The organism is Streptomyces tendae, from assembly GCF_008632955.1.
Lineage (GTDB): Bacteria > Actinomycetota > Actinomycetes > Streptomycetales > Streptomycetaceae > Streptomyces.
In genome coordinates this window covers 2,476,172-2,497,216 of the sequence record NZ_CP043959.1, presented here as the reverse complement: position 1 = coordinate 2,497,216, position 21,045 = coordinate 2,476,172, and the positions used below count along the sequence as shown (strand labels likewise).

Here is a 21,045-nt window from a genome sequence, read left to right as displayed (position 1 = left end):
GGCCGGGTCAACCCTGCGGTCCGTTCCGTGTGCCGGCGCTGTGGACGACGGGGACGAGATCGGCGAGACCCGAGACGGTGAGGACGGGCTCGAGCAGCGGGGGGACGACCAGCTCCAGCCTCTCGGCGTGGGCGAACAGCACGCTCAGCCCGGCGCTGTCGAGGTACTCCACCTCCGTCAGGTCCAGCACGAGGGGGCCCGCACCCCCGTCCAGGGCCTCGGCCAGATGACCGGCGTTGCTCATGTCGATCTCGCCGCTGACGGCGAGACGGACGGTGCCGTCGGGGCTCCGTCCGGGTATGAGCGTGAGCGGGGTTGTCATCAGGCGATCCTCATCTGCATGTCGACGGTGGTGCCGGACGGGCCGGGAGAGACGGTGACGTGCTGCATCAGCGCGTGCATCAGGGACATGCCCCGGCCGCGGTGAGCGTTGATCTCGGGCTGCGGGACCTTCCACCGGCCGCTGTCGGCCACCGTCACGCGCAGGGTGTCCACCAGTGCCACGGCGCGCAGCCGTACGTCTTCCCCGGGGGCGTTCCGATGGCCGTGCTCGATCGCGTTCGCGCACGCCTCACCGGCGGCGACGAGTACGTTCTGCACCGTGTTCGGCGGCAGGTCGCACTGGGCGAGCCAGCTGCGCAGCGCCTTGCGGACGGGTGCCAGCTGGGAGGACTCGGCCGGGAAGGTGATCTCCAGCGGCGCCGGGTGACGGTAGAGCAGCAGCGCCACGTCGTCGTCGTATCCCCCTGCCGGCGCGAGCCGTGACATCACCGTGCTGGCGAGGTCCTCGACCGGCATGTCGCGGCCCTCCTGCATGGCGTCGCCGGCCTGCTCGATGCCAGTGCTGAGGGGACGCCGGCGGCGTTCCACGAGACCGTCGGTGTACAGCAGCAGCGTGGCGCGGGCGGGAAGGGAGCAGGAGGCCTCCGGGCGCGGCCGGCCCGGCCGTACGGCCAGGGGCAGCGCGCGCCCCTCCTCCAGCAGCCGGGTGCTGCCGTCGGAATGCACGAGGATGCCCGGCGGGTGCCCGGCGCTGGAGTAGGTGAGTTCTCCGGTGGCGGGGTCGAGCACACCGCAGAACACGGTCGTGCACAGCGCGCCGGTCACGCTCGCCGCGAACTGGTCGAGCGCCGTCAGCGTCCGGGCGGGGCTGGGGTCCTGGAGCAGCAGTGCGCGGCAGGCGCTGCGCAGTTGTCCCATGACGCTGGCCGCCTCCAGGCCGCGTCCGACGCAGTCACCCACGACGATGCCGATGCGCCCGTCGGGCAGGGCGACAGTGTCGTACCAGTCGCCGCCCACCTCCAGGGGGCGCGTGGCCGGTTCGTACCGCACGGCGAAGCCGTCGGGGAGCTGTGCGGGGCCGAGGATGGCGCGCTGGAGCGCGATCGCGGCCTCGCGCTGCTGGTCGATCTGGTGCGCCCGCACCAGGCCCTGCGCAAGGTGCCCGGCGAGCAGCGACAGCAGCAGCTGGTCCTCGGAGGTGAAGGGCCGGTGTCCGCCCAGGTCGATCCAGAGGGCCAGCGGGCCCCGCGGGTGTTCCAGCGGCACGCCCGCGCCGCTGTCCTCCGTCACCACGGTGAGCGGGGGCCGGCCGCGCAGCGCTTCGAGCAGTTCCCGGCGCTCGGCCGGCAGGTCCGCCCACCGCAGGCCGGGTTCGGTGGCCGTGAGTGAGGGTGTCTCGTCGCTGCCGAAGACGGCGGCCACCACGACGTCCGCGTGCCACAGCGACCGCAGCTGGTCCAGCGCGCCGGACAGCGCCTCGGACATGTTGGAGGCGCGTGACAACGAGGTGCTCAGCGCCGCGAGCGCCGTCTCACGCTGGACGGCGTAGTGCTCGGCGGTGACGTCGCGGAAGGTGCCGACCGTGACCTGGCGCCCCGTGTCGGGGTCCTCGGCCTTGTTGAAGGTCACGGCTATCCACAGGCGACGGCCGTCGCGGCGGGTGACCGGCACGGTGTACGAGCCCTGCCCGTTCTCCAGCAGGCCGGCGAAGGCGGCGCCGACCTCCTCGTGTGCGCCCGGGTCGGTGACCGCGTCCGGCCACCAGGGGTGCACCGGGGTGTACGGCAGGTCCTCGGGACCGTAGCCGAGGATGTCGGTGAAGGCCGTGTTGATCTCCACGACGGCACCGGAGTCGTCGCAGACGAAGAACGCCTCCTGGAGCGAGTCGATGAGCGCGGTGCGCCAGCGCAGGTGGTGACCGCGCAGCCGGGCCAGTTCGACGTTGGCGCGGACCCGGGCGAGCAGCTCGGCGGCGGCGAAGGGCTTCACCAGGTAGTCGTCGGCGCCGGCCTGCAGTCCCTCGATCGACGCCTCCTGCCCGGCCCTCGCCGACAGCAGCAGGACCGGCACGGAGGCCGTACGGGGGTCGCCCCGCAGGCGCGACACCAGCTCCAGGCCGTCCAGCCGGGGCATCATCACGTCGCTGACGACGAGGTCGGGGGTGCGGCGGCGGGCGGCGTCGAGTGCTTCGACGCCGTCGGTGACCGCGGTGACCTCGTACCCCCCGGCGGTCAGGATGCGGGTGAGGTACTCGCGCATGTCGGCGTTGTCGTCGGCCACCAGCACCCGTGCGCTGCGTGTGGTGCCGGCGTCCGACCCGAGCGGGGCGGCGCCCGCCGTCTCCGCGCCGTCGTCGGCCGTGGTGCCCGCCGCGCTCTCCGGGAGCCAGCGGAGCGCCTCGTGGACGTAAGGGTCGGCGGTGGCGGAGGCCGGGGTGCCGGCGGGCGCGGCCACCACGGAGTCGGCGGGCAGGTGCCCGGTGCCGAACGGCAGCCGGATGGTGAAGGTGGTGCCCTTCCCCTCGGCGCTCTCGGCGTCGATCGTGCCGCCGTGCAGGCCGACGAGTTCGCGCACCAGGGCCAGTCCGATGCCGCTTCCCTCGTTCGAGCGGGAGCGGGCGTTCTCGATGCGGTGGAAGCGCTCGAACAGCCGGGGCATCTCCGCCTCCGGCACGCCGGTCCCGGTGTCGGCCACCGTGACCACGGCGTGGGAGCCGGACCGGCGCACGGCGACGCCGACCGTCCCCTCGAAGGTGAACTTCAGCGCGTTGCTCAGCAGGTTCAGGACCACCTTCTCCCACATGGAGCGGTCCACGTACACCGGCTCGTCCAGCGAGGAGCAGTCCACGTCGAAGGTGAGCCCGGCCCTCTCCACGGCCGAACGGAAGACGCTGGCCAGCTCCGCCGTCACGGCGCCCAGTTCGACCGGTTCGTAGGCGGCCTGCATCCGGCCGGCCTCGATGCGTGAGAAGTCCAGCAGCGTGTTGACCAGCTTGCCCAGCCGCAGCCCGTTGCGGTGGATGACGTCGAGCTCGGTCCGTATCTCCTCGCCCGCGTCGGTGAGCCGGGTGCGCAGCTCCTCGACGGGTCCCATGATCAGGGTCAGAGGGGTGCGGAGCTCGTGGCTGATGTTCGAGAAGAAGGTGGTCTTGGCCCGGTCCAGCTCCGCCAGTTCCTCCGCGCGCCGCTGCTGTGCCTCGTAGCTGCGGGCGCTGCCGATGCCGGAGGCGATGTGCCCGGCCGCCAGCTCGATGAACCCGCGGTAGCGCTCGTCCAGCTCGCGGTAGCGGTTCAGGGCGGCCACGAGGAAGCCGTACGGCGCGCTGCCCTGCTGCAGCAGGGGCACGACGAGCGCCTCCGTCGGCGGCTCGGGCCAGTCGCCGCCGGGCAGAGCGTCGAACGGCACGCCGGTCAGCGGGACCACCCGCGCCTCGCCCTCGGCCAGCGCCGCGGCGGGCCAGGGCCCCTCGGAGCCGGCCAGGGGGAGAAGGCGGGGTGCGACGGGCAGGCCGGGTGTGACGCCGGTCGCGCCGGCCAGCCGGGCGTCGTCGCCGTCGAACAGGTAGGTCAGGGTGAAGGGCAGGTCCTTGCGGTTGCGGGACAGCTGCCGGTCGGCGAAGGCCAGCACCTCCTGCTCGGTGCGGATCACGCTCGGGTCGGAGCCCAGGTCACGCAGGGTGGCCATGCGCCGCTCGCCGATCACCCGCTCGGTCTCCTCGCTGACCACGCAGAGCATGCCGACGATGTCACCGGCGTCGTCCCGCAGCGGGCTGTAGGAGAACGTGTGGTACGTCTCCTCGGTGTAGCCGGAACGCTCCAGGAAGAGGAGCAGTCCCTCGTCCCACGTGGCCTGCCCCGTGCCGAGCACGGCCTCGATGCGCGGGCCGATGTCCCCCCAGATCTCCGCCCACACCTCGCTCGCGGGCCGGCCCAGCGCCCAGGGGTACTTACGGCCGAGGGTGTCGCGCCGGTACGCCGCGTTGCAGAAGAACGTCAGCTCCTCGCCCCACGCCATCCACATCGGGAACCGGGAGGAGAGCAGGATGCTGACGGCGGTCTGCAGACTCTGCGGCCACTGCTGCGGCGGGCCGAGCGGTGTGGCCGCCCAGTCCACTTCGGCGAGGTCCCTGCCCACCTCCGGGTCGGCGGTGAACACCTGTGCGCCGACTTCGTCTCGCGACCCGCTCACCGACCGGCCTGCACGCTCCACGCGACACCCTTTCCCTCATGCCGGCCCAAGTCCTCGGCCACGTCCCTGACCTCCCGTGCGGTTCGCCCCGTCACCCCTCGGGATGCGTCCCACCCACGGGCCACCGGTCGCGGGGCTCAGGATAATGGGGGCCGTCACGACACCTGCGCGGGAGGTGCACCGACGGAACACACGACGGCGGTCCGGAGCCGCCCGTCGCCGTCCTCGGCCGCCGCCGACCAGGAGCCCGGAACCGCCCCGAGGACCGTCGTCCTCGTGGGGTGTTTCCGCGCCGGATCACGGCAAACGCGGAGTTTTCCGGGCCGGCCGGCGGAACGGACCCGGCCTCCGTCCACAAGGACACCCCCTCCCGCAGGGGCACCACCTCGCCCTTCCACACCTGCAGCGACAGCGCGCTCACCGGTCAGGCGCCCCTTGCGACATCCGGCGCCCGGACCGCTCACCTTGCACACGGGAGAACGGATCGGCGGGCACCGGCCCGCCGGACACCCAAGACCGCGCACCCCGCCATCGCACTGTTCCGCATCGAAGTTCCGGGCTTCCTCGGGTTGGTCATCGAGGATGACGGTCCGGCAGGCAGCCTCGATCGGGGCGCCCTGGTCGACGAGTTCGCGGGCGCGGACAGCGAGGATCGCGGCCGAAGTACCGAACGCGGACGATCCGAGCGATGCCGGAAGGCGCGAGCCGCCCTGCTCGCGGACGCGGTCGTGGACGGTCGAGGAACGTGTCAGCTGACCCGAAGACCGACCGCGAGCGTCAGTTCGAGGACCCGGTGCGGCGACCCGAGATCCGGAAACAGCTCCCGCAGCTGCGACATCCGGTACCGAACGGTCTGGGGATGGACGAACAGCGCCGCCGCCATCTCGTTCCGCTTGCCATGGTGCAGCAGCCATGCCCGCAACGTCTCCCCCAGCCGCCGCGCGGTCGCGACAGGCAGGGTCTGCAACGGTGCGAGGGCTCGGGCACGCAGGTCCGCGAACGCGTCCACGTCGGCGCTCAGCACCAGCTCGGGCAGGTGGTCCTCGGTGTCGCGGATGTCAGAGGAGAGGGAGCGCGCACGGACGGCACGTGCGTACGAGGCGGAGGCACGCGTCCATGGCCGGGCCGGGCCGACCACGGCGGTGCGGTCGGTCATCTGCCGCAAGAGATGTGATCGGTCGGCATCGGGGACGAGCAGCACGCCGAAGGAGTCCGGCAGATCGTCGAGGACGAGGGTGCGCGGGTCGAGCGCGCGATAGGCAGGCCGGGCCTGGGCGGCGGGCAGCAGGACCGCGGTCAGCGAAACCGGAGGCTGCCACCCGGCCCGTTGAGCGGAGACAAGGAGCACGTCCGGGCTCGCGCCGGCGAGGAGGTCGCGAGCCAGGTGTTCCAGGTGGCGCTCGTGGGCCCGGCCTCGGGCGGCCAGTTCGTCAGCGTGGCCCGCGGCGCTCGCGGCGGAGAGCTCGTCGATGTAGGCGAAGGTCAGCTCGGCGAACTTGGCGACCTCGGCAGCGGGCAGACCCGTGGACACGGCACCCGCTGCCAGGCATCGCCAGGCCACGCGGGCGCCGACGCGGTAGGCGCTGAGCAGGGCGTCCATCGAACGGCCGTCCCGGACCTCGCCGCGGCCCAGCTCGTACGCCGCGTCACCGCCGTCGCCGTGTGTGGCGTTCCCGCTCGCGAGGTCCAGGTAGTGCCCCAGGGCGGTGCGGACGGCTCGGCGGATGGTGGCGCCCATGTGGCCCGACAGGGCGTTGGCGTAGGGAGGGACCTCGTCGATGATCGCCTGGACGACCTCGTCAGCGGTGGTCTTCAGGGCGGCCCGCAGCGCGGTGACCGTCGTCTCATTCAGGGCCAGTTCGCTGGCCCTTTGGATTGCATGGCTCATGTCTTGTTCCCTGCGAACAACTCAGCCGACCAGATTTACGTCTTGCGGTCAGGACTTTACGCCTTGAGGCGCAGCAAGCTGGAGTCATGACGAGTACAGCTCTGCGCAGCAGGGCGTGGAAACTGCTGGAGATGGTCACGACGCCGCTGCTGCCGTCGGACTACCTCGACCTGGTCGGCCCGCTGCGTGCGGGCGCCGACCTGCGTGGGCGCATCGAGGCCGTGCACCCCGAGACGGGTGACGCCGCGACCATCGTGATCAGGCCGGGACGGGGCTGGCGCGGCCACACAGCCGGTCAGTACGTGCGGATCGGGGTCGACGTCGACGGGGTGCGCCTGTGGCGTGCCTACTCGGTCACCTCACCGGCGAACCGCCGGGACGGCCGCGTCACGATCACCGTGAAGGCGATCCCGGACGGCAAGGTCAGCAACCACCTGGTCCGCAGGGCGAAACCGGGCACGCTGATCCAGCTCGACCAGGCGACGGGTGACTTCGTGCTGCCGGAGGCCAAGCTCGCCAAGGTGCTCTACCTGACGGCAGGCAGCGGCATCACGCCCGTGATGGGCATGCTGCGCGACACCGAGTTCGACGACGTCGTCATGGTCCACTGCGCGCCGCGGCCGCAAGACGTGATCTTCCGCGACGAACTGCACGACCTGGTCGCGAAGAAGAAGCTGCGGCTCACCGAGGTGCACACCGACACCGACGGCATGCTCGACATCGCACGTCTCGACGAACTCGTGCCCGACTGGGCCGAGCGCGAGACCTGGGCCTGCGGGCCCGCGGGCCTGCTCGACGCCGCCGAGGAGCACTGGACCGAACACGGCGTGCCGGAGCTTCTGCACACCGAACGCTTCCGCCCCGGCATCGTCGTCGCCGGCGACGGTGGCGAGGTCACGTTCAGCACCACCGGCAAGACCGTCGACGCGGACGGCGCCACGCCGTTGCTGGACGTCGGCGAGGAGGCCGGCGTGCTCATGCCGTCCGGCTGCCGCATGGGCATCTGCTTCGGCTGCGTCACCCCGCTCAAGGCCGGCGCCGTCCGCGACCTGCGCACCGGTGAGATCACCGAGGCCGAGCCGGGCGTCCTCATCCAGACCTGCGTGTCCGCCGCCGCGGGCCCCTGCGACATCGAACGATAGGAACATCTTGACCGCTATCGACCCCACCGCCCACCTGACCGCGGAGCAGATCGAAGAGCTGGGCCGCGAGCTCGACGCGATCCGCGACGAGGTGATCGCCGGCCGCGGCGAGAAAGACGCCGCCTACATCCGCAGGGTCATCTCGGCGCAGCGCAAGCTCGAGCTGGCCAGCAGGGGCGTGCTGTTGTTCTCGTTCTTCCCGCCCGCGTGGCTGATCGGCACCGCCGGGCTGTCCGTGGCGAAGATCATGGACAACATGGAGATCGGCCACAACGTCCTGCACGGCCAGTGGGACTGGATGCGGGACCCGAAGATCCACTCCACCACCTGGGAATGGGATCACGTCTCGCCCTCCGACCAGTGGAAGCACTCGCACAACGAGCTGCACCACACGTACACCAACGTGATCGGCAAGGACAACGACCTCGGCTACGGCATCATGCGCGTCGACGAAGACCAGAAGTGGAGCCCGTTCCACCTCGGCCAGCCGCTGTGGAACTTCATCAACGCCTGCTTCTTCGAGTACGGCATCGCCGCCTACGACCTGGAACTCGGCAAGAACCTGTCCAAGCACCGCCGCAAGGACCCTGAGTTCCGCGCGCGGGCCAAGGCCGTGGGTCGCAAGATCCGCAAGCAGGTACTCAAGGACTACGTGATCCACCCGCTCCTTTCGGGCCCGTCGTTCCTCACCACGCTCGCCGCCACGTTCACCGCGAACCTGGTCCGCAACCTCTGGACCCACTCGGTGATCATGTGCGGGCACTTCCCCGAGGGCGTACAGGTCTTCGAGCGCCGGTCGATCAACGGCGAGACGCGCGGCCAGTGGTACCTGCGTCAGATGATGGGCTCGGCGAACATCAGCGGCAGCAAGGCCATGCACTTCATGACCGGCAACCTGTCGCACCAGATCGAGCACCACCTGTTCCCGGACCTGCCGAGCAACCGGTACGCCGAGGTCGCGGTGAAGGTGCGCGCGCTGTTCGAGAAGTACGAGCTGGAGTACGTCACCGGGCCGCTGCCCAAGCAGGTGTTCTCGGCGTGGCACAAGGTTTTCCGGCTCTCGCTGCCGAACAAGAAGCCCAAGGTCACCACGCCGGACCGCGAGCAGGAGCTCGTCGCGGCCTGACGCCCGGCATTGGTTCAGAACGTCGGCCTCGTGACCGGCACCGCGATCATCACCGACACCGTCCCCCTCGCCACCTGGGCCAAGACCCAGGGCCTGGTCGACGTCTCCATCGCGGTCGCCGGAGCGACCGGTGGCACGGCCCCCGGCGTCATGGTCGCCGGCACCAGCTGCCCGCCCTCGCCCTGACCGCCGGGCCGACGCCGACCCGGTCCGACGCGCCCTGGCACCAGGCCGGGTGACTTCTCCGCTGCTTGCGGCCGGCCGCACCGCCTGCGCTGTGAACGTTCATGCCGTCCACCGGGACTGTGCGTGCGATGCCCGCCCAGGCAGGCGGGCACGCTCATCTCACGCCGTGGTCGTCCGACTGGATCGGGCGGCGCGGTGTTCGCTGTTCATGCGCCGGGCTTCCTCGAGCTGATCTTCCAGCATGACGATGCGACAGGCGGCCTCGATGGGAGTGCCCTGGTCGACGAGCGCGCGGGCGCGGGCGGCGATGCGCAGCTGGTAGCGGGAGTAGCGGCGGTGACCGCCCGGGGAGCGGAGCGGGGTGATCAGGCGGGCGTCTCCGAGGGCGCGGAGGAAGCCGGGGGTGGTGCCGAGCATCTCGGCGGCCCGGCCCATGGTGTAGGCGGGGTAGTCCTCGTCGTCGAGACGGCCGTACGAGTCGTCTGCTGTCATTGCACCTCTCTGTGGAACGCGTGGAGGGGCCTTGGTGCCGTACGGCACCAAGGCCCCGAAGGAACTACTACACCACCTGCCGGCCCTTGTGCTGCGCCGGCCTTCTGTGTCCGCATGCCAGACCTGGATGCTGTCCGGGGTGCGGGGATCGCGGTTGCGTGACCGGAGACCACCTCACTATCGATGTCCTGCGGTACCCGGGCACAAGACATCAGCCCGGGCGATCCTTGATGGTGCTCGGCCCCTCCGTTCTTCCCTCTGGATCAATCACTTACCGAACCGGAACTGCGAACTGCTTGTACTGCTGGTGTTGCGTACTGCTGGTGGCCTCTCACAGCGCCACTTCTGCGGGTACCGCTCTGCTGCGGTACCGCTCACGGCGGCCCCTGATCACTGCGGGCCACCCGGTCCGGTCACCAGTCCCGTCGCCGTCCTGCAACAACACAGGCTTCGAAACTCCGTCACCGAACCGTCCTGCGAACTGCGACTGCGGCTGTCGCTGCCCGGCAGTTCATCTCTGCCGGGCCCTTCTCGATCTCGGCTACGACAGAAACCATAAGCACACCACCGCCTAATGTCTACTCCGGTCACCATAGATTTTCGCGTGTGCGGGAGTGAGGTGTCGGCCTCGAACCGAGACGGGTGGTCATCGCCGGGGGGTGACCGCCACAGGCCGGGGTCTCCTACCGGCACCACGCGGCGGCGCCTGCACCGGAGGCCTGGCCGCACACCTTCTGACAGCATCGAGGCCGACGTCGACGACCCCGGTCGGCGGGAAGACGGCGACTGCCCCTCTCGCTCGGTGGCACCACCGACGCGGGGATGGGCGAGTTCTCCGCCGTCTTCACCGCTACGCCACGAGGGAAGGGCGAAGGCGGGCGGGCCGCGGAGTTTCCGGAACCTTTACCTGGCGGCAGCCGTTGGTCCGGTGAACGCGCGAGCTGATCGCGACCGATGGCTCAGAGGAATACCGAGGGTGACGCCAATGGCTCTGTGGGACCGACTCAAGGACCAGGCCCAAACTCTGCAGCAGGCCCAGCGCGGGCGCGGTGCAACCCACGGAACGAGCCGCGGCGTGGGATCCGGCGGTGGCTCGCGCGCCCAGCTGGTGAGCGCGCTGAAGACGCAGCTCGGGTCCCTCAGGACCGAGCTGAAGAGCGGTGCGTACCGCGACGCGAGCATGGCGATGTGCGCACTGGTCACGGCTGCGGACGGGCGCGTGGACCCGGCCGAGCGGCAGCACGTCGAATCGATGATCCTCAGCAATGAAGTGCTGCAGAATTTTCCGGCGGAGCAGTTGCGCCAGCGCTTCAACAAGCATGTGGACCAGCTGACTCACAACTTCCAGCAGGGCAAGACCGAGGCGATGCAGGACATCGCCAAGACCGCCAAAAAGCCGACCGAGGCAAGGGCGGTGATCCAGACCGGCATCGTCATCGCCGGGGCCGACGGCGACTTCTCCCCGGCCGAGCAGATGATCATCCGGGACGCCTGCGCGGTGCTGGGAGTGTCCGCCGCCGAGTTCCAGCTCTGATCCGCCCGCGACCCAGATGCCAGGCGGCTGACGCAGGGCCACATCGGAAGAGCCGGAGACCGTCGGCACGCCGTCCGGTGACCAAAAGCGGGCTGCGGCGAAACACCTGCACACGGCCGCGCACGCTGACATGCGTCACGTGGCGCATCGATGACGCACGCCATGCACGCTGCCCAGCCGCAGGTGAGCGGCCCGTCGACAGGATCAGCCGGGCAGCGACCACCGTCGAGCACCTCGACCTGCTGAGCTCACCACCCCGGTTGCGCGAGGTCCCCGAACCGCTAGTCGACGGCCTAAGGCACTTCCTCGGGCACCGGAGCCCTTACGGACCGACCTCTTGAGCGCCCGCTCCGCCAACGTCCGGCCCGCCGAACTACGGCATGCAGGAACTCGGCTCAATGCCTTCGACTTCCTGCAAGGACAGCCCGCGGGAACCCGCCCTCCAACTGGCACGGCCTACACGATCAGTCAGGCGACATCCCGTCAGAACGAGCGTCATTTCAGCGTCAAGATATCGCCCGTAACGCCCACACCGCACCTAATGCGCACGCACAAGACCGCAGGTCAGGAGCCCTTCGCGGCCGGTTCGAGGATGGCGACACACTCCACATGATGCGTCATAGGAAAGGTGTCGGTCCGGACAAGGCCCGAAAAACAGCAGGTCATAGGCGGTTTCACGGCTCATCGCAGCTACCCCGAGGCGCCCGGAGCGTCAAACGAGCGTCACGGGGTTCGAAGACGACATCGCCCGGAGTGAGCAGCCCCCTTTCGGCGGTGGACGGCCAACGATCCGGCGCCGAAGGTGGGCAGCTGAACCGGCATCCGACGCTCCGTCACCTGCATGCACGGGAATGTCGCGGAAGGACCGCCCCCGACTGAGTAAGACCTGCCCGGCTGGGAACCCGGCCGACCTCGCGGCGCAGCGTCACGACAGGCCGACGCTGCAGGCGGCACCTCTCCGGTCAGCGTCCGCGACCGCCACCAGAACCAACTGGGCGGCGGCCCGGAGCCGCCTGCACGGCTAGCAGAGAGTTACCCCAATCATGACAAGCATCACCGTCCGCACTCCGCGTTCCGAGAGTTCCGGCAGCGACTTCGCCCGGCTGTCGAGAAAAATCGCGGATGCCGGACTGCTGGAACGCCGCCCCGGCTACTACACGCTCCGGATCACCGCGGTGGCCGGCCTCTACGCCACCGGATGGATCGCCTTCGCACTCGTCGGCCGCTCATGGTGGACGCTGGCGGTCGCCGCCTTCCTGGCCGTCGTCTTCGGACAAGTGGCCCTGGTCGCCCATGACGTGGCCCACCGCCAGGTGTTCCGCCGGCGCAGGGCCAGCGAGGTGTCCGGACGGATCGCCGGAGCGGGCATCGGGATGGGGTACGGCTGGTGGCAGGACAAGCACACTCGTCACCACGCCAACCCCAACAACGAGGACCTCGACGTCGCCCCCGACCTGCTGGTCTGGTCCCAGGACCAGGCCCGCGCCGCCACCGGACTCCCCCGCCTCGTCGGCCGCTGGCAGGCGTTCCTGTTCTTCCCCCTCCTCACACTGGAGGGCCTCAACCTGCACGTGTCGAGCGGAAGGGCGGTCGCCAACCGCTCGCTCAGGCACCGGGCCCTCGACGGCGTTCTGCTGTCCGTGCACTGCGCGGCGTACCTGACCGCCCTGTTCTGGGTCCTGCCGCCCGGCATGGCCATCGCCTTCCTCGCCGTCCACCAGGGCCTGTTCGGCCTCTACCTCGGCTCCCTCTTCGCCCCCAACCACAAGGGCATGCCGATCCTGAAAGGCGACGACCGCCCGGACTTCCTCCGCCGCCAAGTGCTCACCTCACGCAACGTGAACGGCGGCTGGTTCACCGACATCGCCCTCGGGGGCCTGAACCACCAGATCGAACACCACCTCTTCCCCAGCATGCCCAGCCCCAACCTGCGCAAGGCACGGCCCCTCGTCCGGCGCTACTGCGAGGACCTGGGCGTGGACTACCTGGAGACCGGACTGATCGCCTCCTACCGACAGGCACTCACCAGCCTCCATCAGGCCGGAGCACCCCTGCGGAACAAGCGCGTCCCCGCCTAGTTGCTATCGCCCGCGGGCGGGGCGCACCGGTCCCCCTGCCCGTCATAGGACGGTCGGCTCACAGCACCCTCTCCCGGGTGACCGGGACGCCGGGCGCCGGTCCCGGGCCGGGGCGGACGCAATGCAGCAGGAACCCGGTGCCGGTGATCTCGGTGACACGCATCAGGGACCGTGGGAGGCCTGTGCAGGCGCACACGTGCTCCCGAACGCCCGACGAATTGCGCCATCTCCAGGAAGAGGTTGAGCCCGCTGTGCGGGGGACGTCCGGTGGTTGGGGGGACATGGCTCCTCGTTCTGAGAATCCGTTCGAAGACGCCGCGCGGCAGACGGAAACCGGCCGCCGCCGTCACGGCCGGACAGGTGGGCCCAGGTCCGAGCCCGGGTGCCGTCGACCGTCCCGACGGCCCGACCGCCCGCCCCGTACCGCGAATCGATCCGGTGGATGTACCGGGAGTCGATCCGGTGGACGAGGAACCCCCGCGGCTGTCACCGCCCAGAGCGCGCGGCCGTGGACGTCCACGGCCTCGACACCGTCGTTCACTGACCCAGCGGCACAGCGACGACCGACCGGCCCGGTGCGCGAGCCACCGGAGCCGAGAGTGCGCGGCCGCCATCAGCCGGCTCGCGGAATCGCCGCGCCGGGGGTCGCTCGCGGCGGCCGTCAGCCACGCGGCCCTTGCGGGATCCGTAGCCGGGGGACGACCAGGAGGTTCCAGCGACCCAGGTGGTACGAGAGAAGCAGCAGCTCGTGCGGGTCCTGCTCGGCCCGGAACCGGTCCACCTTCACCACGTGCCCGGCGACGGGAACCTTGCGCGGGACAACCGGCCACCTGTCGGGGTTCACCGTGATCCGGATGATCCGTCCCCGCAGCGGATCGAGGACGGCGGCCAGTGCGGGCAGTTCGGCGCGGAGGTCACGCGAGCGCGGCCACCAGGCGCCGTCCAGCAGTGCCGGCGCGGAGCCGGCCGGGGCGAGGACGAGGCGTGGGAGGGAGGGAGCCGACCGGCCTGCGGATGTCGTCGGGCGGGAGATGGTCACAGTCATGACGCGGACCCTGCCCCGGGCCGGTCGCGACCGGCCCGGCGTATTCGATCGCCGAAAACGACACAGGTACGGAAGTTGGTGCCCTAAGAATTCTCGGTACTCCTCACCGTCCTCCTCGAACCACCCGAGCGGACGGCGCGTCCGCGGACCGCCCGGGGACACGGACGGCGGCGCTCCCCCCGGCCGTCCGGGGTCGTCCGATTTCCCCGAAGCGGGGCGGCGTACCGGCCTCGGGCCCGGCCAAGTCCCGGTCGCCTGCCTCCGGGCGAGGTGAGCGCCTGCCGGGCCGTCCTCACCCGCGTCGTTTCCTTGTGCGAGTCAAGCGGGGAAGTTCCTCGTACGACAATCGGCCGACCAGCGCGCCGCCGAAGATCACGACTCCCACGCCGAGCAGCCAGGACTCGACGACCAGGACGGTTCCGACGGGTCCGTAGGCGACGGCGTTGGATGCGATCAGCGGCGAGAAGACGACGGCGGAGAAGACTCGCAGACCGAGCAGCCCGATCACCGTGGCCACGGCGCCCGGCAGGAGGGCGCGCCAGCGGATCCGCCCGCCGAGCAGCAGGTGCTGGGACCACCAGAGGAACAGGACGGCGCTCAGCGACGCGACAGCCCCGCCTGCCAGCGGTTGCGGCCGTAGCGTGGTGGTGGCCGAGGCGAAGAGGTAGCCGGTGAGGACGCCGAGCCAGACCACATGCCGCCACCTGGCCCACCAGCGGGCCGGCGGCAGGTCCCAGACCTTCTCGTAGCCGGTCTGCACGGCCGCCCCGAAGGCCAGGCCGAACAGGGCGAGGGCGGCGATACCGAACACGGTCGTGCTCCGCAGCGCCTGGCCGGGCCGGGCGAACAACATCTCGACCTGCTCCCTGGCGGCCGTCGACACGCCGAGTCCCTCCCCCAGCCACTGTGCGAACCCTCGCCCGTGCTCGGGATCGGCGGAGGAGACGATGATCAGCAAAGGCACCAGCGTGAGCAACCCCAGCGCCGAGAAGCCCAGCGCACGCGACCCCAGTTCCAACTGCACACTCCGCCGCCAGCCACGCCCGACCGGCGAACGACTGACGGCGCGGCGCAGCCGCCCGAACGGAAAGGAACGGTCCGCGGCCTCGGAGGGCTTTTCAGGCATGTCTGTCGATTACCACGGCCGACGTCTTCGGCAGGTGAGGGCGGCGCGCGACACGACGTTCGCCGACAGGCTGTTCCGGGCTGATGGGGCGTGCCGGTCCACGAGAGCGTGCTCGCCAAGTGCGAGGACGTGGTCGACCGTGATCGTGAGTGGGTCTGCTCACCGAGTTCGTCACGGACCCGGATCCGGCTCTTGCGTCCGGGGATCGTTCGGGGCTCAGACGGCACGAGAAGCCGCATCTTTGGCACGCACTGTCGGAGCGGGTCGGCGTCAAGAGCCCGGCGTCCAGGCGTCACGCGGCCGCTCCTACCAGTCACTCCAGCACGAACCCGCAGGTGAGTGGGGATGCGATGACCTCGACCTGCTGGACATCGCGGAACAGGTCGAGACCCCGGCGCCACCGCTGAGTCGCAGGTCAGGCGCCCTTGGCAGCAGGCTCCAGAATGGCCACGCACTCCACGTGATGCGTCATCGGGAACAGGTCGAAGACGCGCAGCGTCCGCACCTTGTACCCGCCGTCCCGGAAGTACGCCAGGTCGCGGGCGAGGGCGGCCGGGTCGCAGGCCACGTAGGCGATGCGGCGGGCGCCCAGGGACGTCAGGTGCTCGACCGTCTTGCGGCCGGCGCCCGCGCGGGGCGGGTCGAGGACGACGAGGTCGACCTCGGTGATGCCCGTGCGGGGCAGGACCGACTCGACCTTGCCCTGTTCGATGCGCACGCGCGGGAACTCCGCGAGGTTGTGCCGGGCGTCCTCCACCGCGCGCTTGCCCGACTCGACGCCGAGGACGGCGCCCTGCTCGCCGACCCGGTCGGCCAGCGCGCCGGCGAACAGGCCGACGCCGCAGTACAGGTCGAGCGCCATGTCGCCCTTGCGGGGCAGCAGGCCCTGCATGACCGCGGTGACCAGGGTGTCGGCGGCCTTCGGGTGGACCTGCCAGAAGCCGCCGTTGCCGACCCGGTGGGTGCGGCCGTCGGCGCGCTCGCGGACGAAGGGGCGGCCGTGCACGCGGTGCACCTGGCCGTTGCGCTCGTCGATGCGCAGCACCGAGACGGGGCGGTCCAGTTCGACCAGCGGGAGGCGGGCGCCGGGCTTGGGGGTCAGGACGACCTGGCGGTCCTGGGAACCGGTCGCGGCGATCGCCTCGACCGAGTCCATGCCGGTCCAGTCCCGCTTCTCGATGCCCAGCTCGCTGACGCCCTCCGCGGCGATCATGCAGTGGTCGATCGGCTCGACCTCGTGCGAGCGGTGCCGGCGCAGACCCGCGCGGCCGTCGGCGGTGACCGCGTACTGCACGCGCGTGCGCCACGACGGGACCTGGCCGGCCGGGACCTTGTCGCCCTCGGCGGGCATCACCGTGCCGTCCCAGCCGGCCTCCTCGGGCGTGAGCCCGGCAAGCCGCTGGAGCTGCTCGGCGACGACCTCACCCTTGAGACGCCGCTGGGCGCCGGGCTTGGCGTGCTGCCAGTCGCAGCCGCCGCAGCGGCCGGGACCGGCGAACGGGCAGGGGGCGTCGATGCGGTCCTTGGAGGCGTCCAGCACCGTCACCGCGTCCGCGCGCAGGAACCGCGCGCCCTCCTCGCCCTCGGTGACCCGGGCGACGACCCGCTCGCCGGGCAGAGCGTGCCGGACGAAGAGGACCTGGCCCTCCGACGTACGGGCGATGCAGTGGCCGCCGTGGGCGACGGGGCCGATCTCGACCTCGTACTCCTCCCCCACCAGTGACTTCTTCGGTTCTGCCTGCATGGCGGGGTGACTCCACAACATCGGGTACGGGCGGCCGGGCCCTGCGGCCCGGGACAACAGCCCACCAGTCTACGTGCGCGGGGAGGTGTCCTTCGTCCGCTCCGCCGGTCCCCGGCGCACCGAGCCGGGCGCGGACCAGTTCTGCCTTCTGCGCGCCCGCAGTTTCGCGGCCTCGGAGGACTCCAGCTGGTAGGGCACCGAGGTGACCATCACACCGGGCGTGAACAGCAGCCGGCCCTTCAGCCGCAGCGCGCTCTGGTTGTGCAGGAAGTGCTCGTACCAGTGGCCGACCACGTACTCGGGGATGATCACGGACACCACGTCGCGCGGCGACTGCGCGCGCAGGCTCTTGACGTACTCGATGACCGGACGGGTGACCTCCCGGTACGGCGAGTCGAGCACCTTCAGGGGGACGTCGATGCCGCGCCGCTCCCACTCCTCGCGCAGCGCCCGGGTCTCCTCGGCGTCCACGTTGACGCTGAGCGCCTCAAGGGTGTCGGAACGCAGCAGCTTGGCGTAGGCGAGGGCGCGCAGTGTGGGGCGGTGGACCTTGGAGATCAGCACCACGGAGTGGACCCGGGACGGACGTGCGGTGTCCTCGCCCGGTGTCTCGGGGGCGGCGATCTCCTCGGCGACCCGGTCGTAGTGGCGGCGGATCGCGGTCATGGTCGCGTAGAAGATGCACATCCCGAGCAGCGCGACCCAGGCGCCGTGGGTGAACTTGGTGAGCAGGACGACGACCAGGACCAGGCCGGTGAAGAAGGCGCCGAAGGCGTTGATGGCCCGGGAGCGGATCATGTGCCGGCGTTTGGCCTGGTCCTTCTCGGTGGCCAGCAGGCGGTTCCAGTGCCGCACCATGCCGGTCTGGCTGAGGGTGAAGGACACGAACACACCGACGATGTACAGCTGGATCAGCCGGGTGGAGTCGGCGCCGTAGACCCACACCAGCAGTCCGGCGGCGCCGGCGAGCAGCAGGATGCCGTTGGAGAAGGCGAGGCGGTCGCCGCGGGTGTGCAGCTGGCGGGGCAGGTAGCGGTCCTGGGCGAGGATCGAGCCGAGCAGCGGGAAGCCGTTGTAGGCGGTGTTCGCGGCGAGGAACAGCACCAGGGCGGTGGCGCCGGCGAGGACGACGAACAGGAAGGTGCCGCTGCCGAAAACGGCCTCGGCGACCTGCGAGATCACCGGGTCCTGGACGTAGCCGGGGCCGAGCGGGACACCGTTGTGGACCAGGTCCTTGCCCGGGTTCTCGGCCATCCGCACGTCGGTGGCGGAGGCCAGCGCGATGATGCCGCAGAACATCGTGACGGCGAGCAGGCCCATCAGGGCGAGGGTGGTCGCCGCGTTGCGCGACTTGGGCTTGCGGAAGCCGGGCACGCCGTTGGAGATCGCCTCGACGCCGGTGAGGGCGGCGCAGCCGGAGGAGAAGGCGCGCAGCAGCAGGAAGACGAGGGCGAAGCCGGCGAGGCCGGGGTGCTCGGGTTTGATCTCGAAGTCGGCGGTCGGTGCCCGCATGTCGTCGCCGAGCACCACCCCGCGGAAGGCGCCCCACGCGATCATCAGGAAGACGCCCGCGACGAAGACGTACGTGGGGATCGCGAAGAGTGTGCCCGACTCCCGGACCCCGCGCAGGTTCATCACCGTCAGCAGCACGATCACGCCGATCGCGCAGGGCACCTTGTTCTCGACGACGAAGGGCACGGCGGAGCCGAGGTTCTCGATGCCGGAGGAGATCGACACGGCGACGGTGAGCACGTAGTCGACGAGCAGGGCGCTCGCGACGGTCAGGCCGGCCTTCGGGCCGAGGTTGGTGGTGGCCACCTCGTAGTCGCCGCCGCCGCTGGGGTAGGCGTGCACGTTCTGCCGGTAGGAGGCGACCACGGTGAACATCAGCACGACGACCGCGACCGCGATCCAGGGGCTGAAGTGGTACGCCGACAGGCCCGCGATGGACAGGACCAGCAGCACCTCCCCCGGCGCGTACGCCACGGAGGACAGCGGGTCGGACGCGAACACGGGGAGTGCGACGCGCTTCGGCAGGAGGGTCTCCCCCAGCCGGTCGCTGCGCAGTGCGCGCCCGATGAGGATGCGTTTGGGCACGTCGGTCAGTTTGGACACAAGTGTGGATCGTAAGGCGTCCGCCGGGAAGTGACGCACGCGCCACCCCAGATCCATACGGCATCCATACGGCCGCTGCCCTCCGGGTGAAAAGTGCGGGCGGTGGGCTGCGGACCGGGCAGGCCGGGGGAGTCCCATGCCTGTACGACCACATGTCCGGCCGTTGTCGCCACGCCTCGTGGAGGGTCCCATGCACACGACCGCAGAACTGATCGGCGCGGCGGCCGGACTCGTCGTCCTCGGGATCCTCGCGGTGGCGAGCGTGCGCAGCATCACGCGCCGGTAGGTGTCGGGCGCCTGCGGCACCCGGCTGCCCGCGCCCCGGGCGGGCGCCCGCGCGGGGCGCCGTGGCGGTTCGTGCGCGTCCGGGTGCGGGTCGTCGTGGGTCGACGCGTGGTTCCCCGCGCCCCTTCCGGGCGCGTTCACCGCAGCACCCTCAGGGGCGCGGGGAACTGCGCGCCAAGCCCCCACCGCGCCGCGGACGGAATCGAACCGCCCCCGCCGCGGAGCGGCCCCCACGGTGACGCCACGCCCGCGCACGCCCTACCGCCGGTGACGGCGACCCCGCGTACCGTCGGTTACGGCGGACAGGGCGCCCCCGAGGGGCGTCAGGGTTCACGGACCCCGGCATGATGTTGCCTGGCGGCCCGCACGCAGGCCGCGACGTGTTGCCTGGCGAGCCGAAAGAGAGACATGAGCACGAAGGTCATGAAGGTCCGAAGGCCTGCAGGAAGCGCGGTGTGACGCGATGCATATTGTCATCATGGGCTGCGGAAGGGTGGGCTCCGCCTTGGCCCAGGCCCTGGAGGAGCAGGGGCACACCATCGCCGTGATCGACCGGGACCCCACCGCGTTCCGCCGGCTGGGCTCCTCGTTCGGCGGCCGCCGGGTCACCGGCGTCGGCTTCGACCAGGACACCCTGCGCGAGGCGGGCATCGAGGACGCGGGCGCCTTCGCCGCCGTGTCCAGCGGCGACAACTCGAACATCATCGCCGCCCGCGTGGCCCGCGAGATGTTCGGCATCGAGAACGTCGCCGCCCGCATCTACGACCCCCGCCGCGCGGAGGTCTACCAGCGCCTGGGCATTCCCACCGTCGCCACCGTCCGCTGGACGGCCGACCAGATGCTGCGACGGCTGCTCCCCTCGGGCGCCGAACCCCTGTGGCGCGACCCCACGGGCGGGGTCCAGCTCGCCGAGGTGCACACCTCCACGGAGTGGGTGGGACACCGCATCTCCCGGCTCCAGGACGAGACGGGCGTGCGGGTCGCGTTCCTGACCCGGCTCGGCGAGGCCATCCTCCCCAGTTCGCAGACGGTGTTGCAGGAGGGGGACCTGGTGCACGTGATGATGCGTACGGACGAGATCGACCGGGTCGAGGCGGTCTTCGCCAAGGGACCCGACGAGGAGGGCGGTCGCTGATGAGGGTCGCCATCGCCGGAGCCGGCGCCGTGGGCCGCTCGATCGCGGGCGAGCTGCTGGAGAACGGCCACGAGGTCCTGCTGATCGACAAGGCGCCGACCGCCATCTCGGTGGAGCGGGTGCCGCAGGCGGAGTGGCTGCTGGCCGACGCCTGCGAGATCACGTCCCTGGACGAGGCGGCACTCCAGCGCTGCAACGTCGTCATCGCCGCGACCGGCGACGACAAGGTCAACCTGGTCGTCTCGCTGCTCGCCAAGACCGAGTACGGCGTACCGCGTGTCGTCGCCCGGGTGAACAACCCGAAGAACGAGTGGCTGTTCAACGAGTCCTGGGGCGTGGACGTCGCCGTGTCCACTCCGCGTCTGATGTCGGCGCTGGTGGAGGAGGCGGTGAGCGTCGGCGACCTGGTCCGGCTGCTGCGCTTCAGCCACGGCGACGCCAACCTGGTGGAGCTGACCCTCCCGGAGGAGTCCGCGCTGGCGGGCACGCAGGTCGGGGACGTGGAGTGGCCGCAGGACACCTCGCTGGTCACCATCATCCGCGGCACGCGCGTGCTGACCCCGACCCGCGAGGATTCCCTGGAGGCCGGTGACGAGCTGCTCTTCGTCGCCGCGCAGGCCCGGGAGGAGCAGCTGGAGGACCTGCTCTCGGTCCGCAAGCAGGCGTAGCCGTACACCGC

General features: G+C 70.9%; 14 protein-coding genes and 1 pseudogene. 7 read left to right on the top strand and 8 right to left on the bottom strand.

The features are described from left to right. Positions 1 to 7 precede the first annotated feature (7 nt). The 3 genes from F3L20_RS11715 to F3L20_RS11700 form a co-directional block, all read right to left on the bottom strand. Positions 8 to 322, bottom strand: coding sequence for an STAS domain-containing protein (locus tag F3L20_RS11715; protein WP_145828612.1), 315 nt, complete (start codon positions 320 to 322; stop codon positions 8 to 10). Further along, complete coding sequence (locus F3L20_RS11710) at positions 322 to 4,302, bottom strand: SpoIIE family protein phosphatase (RefSeq protein WP_382686518.1); 3,981 nt, start codon at positions 4,300 to 4,302, stop codon at positions 322 to 324. Before F3L20_RS11710 ends, F3L20_RS11715 begins: the two co-directional genes overlap by 1 nt. Before the next feature lie 916 nt (positions 4,303 to 5,218). Then, positions 5,219 to 6,358 (bottom strand): PucR family transcriptional regulator, encoded by a 1,140-nt coding sequence (locus F3L20_RS11700; RefSeq protein WP_150154176.1) that lies wholly within the window; start codon positions 6,356 to 6,358, stop codon positions 5,219 to 5,221. 86 nt (positions 6,359 to 6,444) lie between these two features. Between F3L20_RS11700 and F3L20_RS11695 the strand changes: the two genes are divergently transcribed. From F3L20_RS11695 to F3L20_RS11685, 3 genes and pseudogenes are all read left to right on the top strand, one after another. After that, entirely contained in the window at positions 6,445 to 7,500 is a 1,056-nt protein-coding gene (locus F3L20_RS11695; protein ID WP_150154175.1) for a ferredoxin reductase, read from the top strand. Positions 7,501 to 7,507: 7 nt separating this feature from the next. Further along, positions 7,508 to 8,626, top strand: a complete 1,119-nt coding sequence (locus F3L20_RS11690; RefSeq protein ID WP_150154174.1) for a fatty acid desaturase family protein — start codon at positions 7,508 to 7,510, stop codon at positions 8,624 to 8,626. Positions 8,627 to 8,644: 18 nt separating this feature from the next. Further along, positions 8,645 to 8,865, top strand: a pseudogene (locus tag F3L20_RS11685) (hypothetical protein); the annotation flags it as partial. A 106-nt stretch (positions 8,866 to 8,971) separates the two neighbouring features. Here the strand turns inward: F3L20_RS11685 and F3L20_RS11680 are convergent. Then, positions 8,972 to 9,304 (bottom strand): MerR family transcriptional regulator, encoded by a 333-nt coding sequence (locus F3L20_RS11680; RefSeq protein ID WP_150154173.1) that lies wholly within the window; start codon positions 9,302 to 9,304, stop codon positions 8,972 to 8,974. A gap of 985 nt (positions 9,305 to 10,289) precedes the next feature. On the opposite strand from F3L20_RS11680, the gene F3L20_RS11675 reads away from it, so the two are divergent. Further along, on the top strand, positions 10,290 to 10,838 hold the full coding sequence (locus F3L20_RS11675) for a tellurite resistance TerB family protein (RefSeq protein ID WP_150154172.1): 549 nt from the start codon (positions 10,290 to 10,292) through the stop codon (positions 10,836 to 10,838). A 1,043-nt stretch (positions 10,839 to 11,881) separates the two neighbouring features. After that, on the top strand, positions 11,882 to 12,916 hold the full coding sequence (locus F3L20_RS11670) for a fatty acid desaturase family protein (RefSeq protein ID WP_150154171.1): 1,035 nt from the start codon (positions 11,882 to 11,884) through the stop codon (positions 12,914 to 12,916). A gap of 661 nt (positions 12,917 to 13,577) precedes the next feature. On the opposite strand, the gene F3L20_RS11665 is transcribed toward F3L20_RS11670, so the two are convergent. The 4 genes from F3L20_RS11665 to F3L20_RS11645 form a co-directional block, all read right to left on the bottom strand. Further along, complete coding sequence (locus F3L20_RS11665; protein ID WP_431193189.1) at positions 13,578 to 13,961, bottom strand: DUF5994 family protein; 384 nt, start codon at positions 13,959 to 13,961, stop codon at positions 13,578 to 13,580. A 292-nt stretch (positions 13,962 to 14,253) separates the two neighbouring features. Beyond that, positions 14,254 to 15,087: a YihY/virulence factor BrkB family protein gene (locus F3L20_RS11660; RefSeq protein WP_150154170.1), complete on the bottom strand. Its 834-nt coding sequence runs from the start codon at positions 15,085 to 15,087 to the stop codon at positions 14,254 to 14,256. 415 nt (positions 15,088 to 15,502) lie between these two features. Next, a complete protein-coding gene (locus F3L20_RS11650) occupies positions 15,503 to 16,831 on the bottom strand; it encodes a class I SAM-dependent RNA methyltransferase (protein ID WP_150154169.1) in 1,329 nt (442 codons plus the stop codon). 69 nt (positions 16,832 to 16,900) lie between these two features. Further along, entirely contained in the window at positions 16,901 to 18,946 is a 2,046-nt protein-coding gene (locus tag F3L20_RS11645) for an APC family permease (RefSeq protein WP_145828603.1), read from the bottom strand. Between the two features lie 748 nt (positions 18,947 to 19,694). On the opposite strand from F3L20_RS11645, the gene F3L20_RS11640 reads away from it, so the two are divergent. Both F3L20_RS11640 and F3L20_RS11635 read left to right on the top strand, forming a co-directional pair. Then, positions 19,695 to 20,366 (top strand): potassium channel family protein, encoded by a 672-nt coding sequence (locus F3L20_RS11640; protein WP_145828602.1) that lies wholly within the window; start codon positions 19,695 to 19,697, stop codon positions 20,364 to 20,366. After that, complete coding sequence (locus tag F3L20_RS11635; protein ID WP_024885580.1) at positions 20,366 to 21,034, top strand: potassium channel family protein; 669 nt, start codon at positions 20,366 to 20,368, stop codon at positions 21,032 to 21,034. The genes F3L20_RS11640 and F3L20_RS11635 overlap by 1 nt, the downstream gene beginning before the upstream one ends. Positions 21,035 to 21,045 lie beyond the last annotated feature (11 nt).

Excerpts from the sequence above, each read along its gene's own strand:
- F3L20_RS11715 (WP_145828612.1), bottom strand. The coding sequence starts at position 322 with ATGACAACCCCGCTCACGCTCATACCCGGACGGAGCCCCGACGGCACC.
- F3L20_RS11710 (WP_382686518.1), bottom strand. The coding sequence starts at position 4,302 with ATGTGGATGGCGTGGGGCGAGGAGCTGACGTTCTTCTGCAACGCGGCG.
- F3L20_RS11700 (WP_150154176.1), bottom strand. The coding sequence starts at position 6,358 with ATGAGCCATGCAATCCAAAGGGCCAGCGAACTGGCCCTGAATGAGACG.
- F3L20_RS11695 (WP_150154175.1), top strand. The coding sequence starts at position 6,445 with ATGACGAGTACAGCTCTGCGCAGCAGGGCGTGGAAACTGCTGGAGATG.
- F3L20_RS11680 (WP_150154173.1), bottom strand. The coding sequence starts at position 9,304 with ATGACAGCAGACGACTCGTACGGCCGTCTCGACGACGAGGACTACCCC.
- F3L20_RS11675 (WP_150154172.1), top strand. The coding sequence starts at position 10,290 with ATGGCTCTGTGGGACCGACTCAAGGACCAGGCCCAAACTCTGCAGCAG.
- F3L20_RS11670 (WP_150154171.1), top strand. The coding sequence starts at position 11,882 with ATGACAAGCATCACCGTCCGCACTCCGCGTTCCGAGAGTTCCGGCAGC.
- F3L20_RS11665 (WP_431193189.1), bottom strand. The coding sequence starts at position 13,961 with ATGACTGTGACCATCTCCCGCCCGACGACATCCGCAGGCCGGTCGGCT.
- F3L20_RS11660 (WP_150154170.1), bottom strand. The coding sequence starts at position 15,087 with ATGCCTGAAAAGCCCTCCGAGGCCGCGGACCGTTCCTTTCCGTTCGGG.
- F3L20_RS11650 (WP_150154169.1), bottom strand. The coding sequence starts at position 16,831 with ATGCAGGCAGAACCGAAGAAGTCACTGGTGGGGGAGGAGTACGAGGTC.
- F3L20_RS11640 (WP_145828602.1), top strand. The coding sequence starts at position 19,695 with ATGCATATTGTCATCATGGGCTGCGGAAGGGTGGGCTCCGCCTTGGCC.
- F3L20_RS11635 (WP_024885580.1), top strand. The coding sequence starts at position 20,366 with ATGAGGGTCGCCATCGCCGGAGCCGGCGCCGTGGGCCGCTCGATCGCG.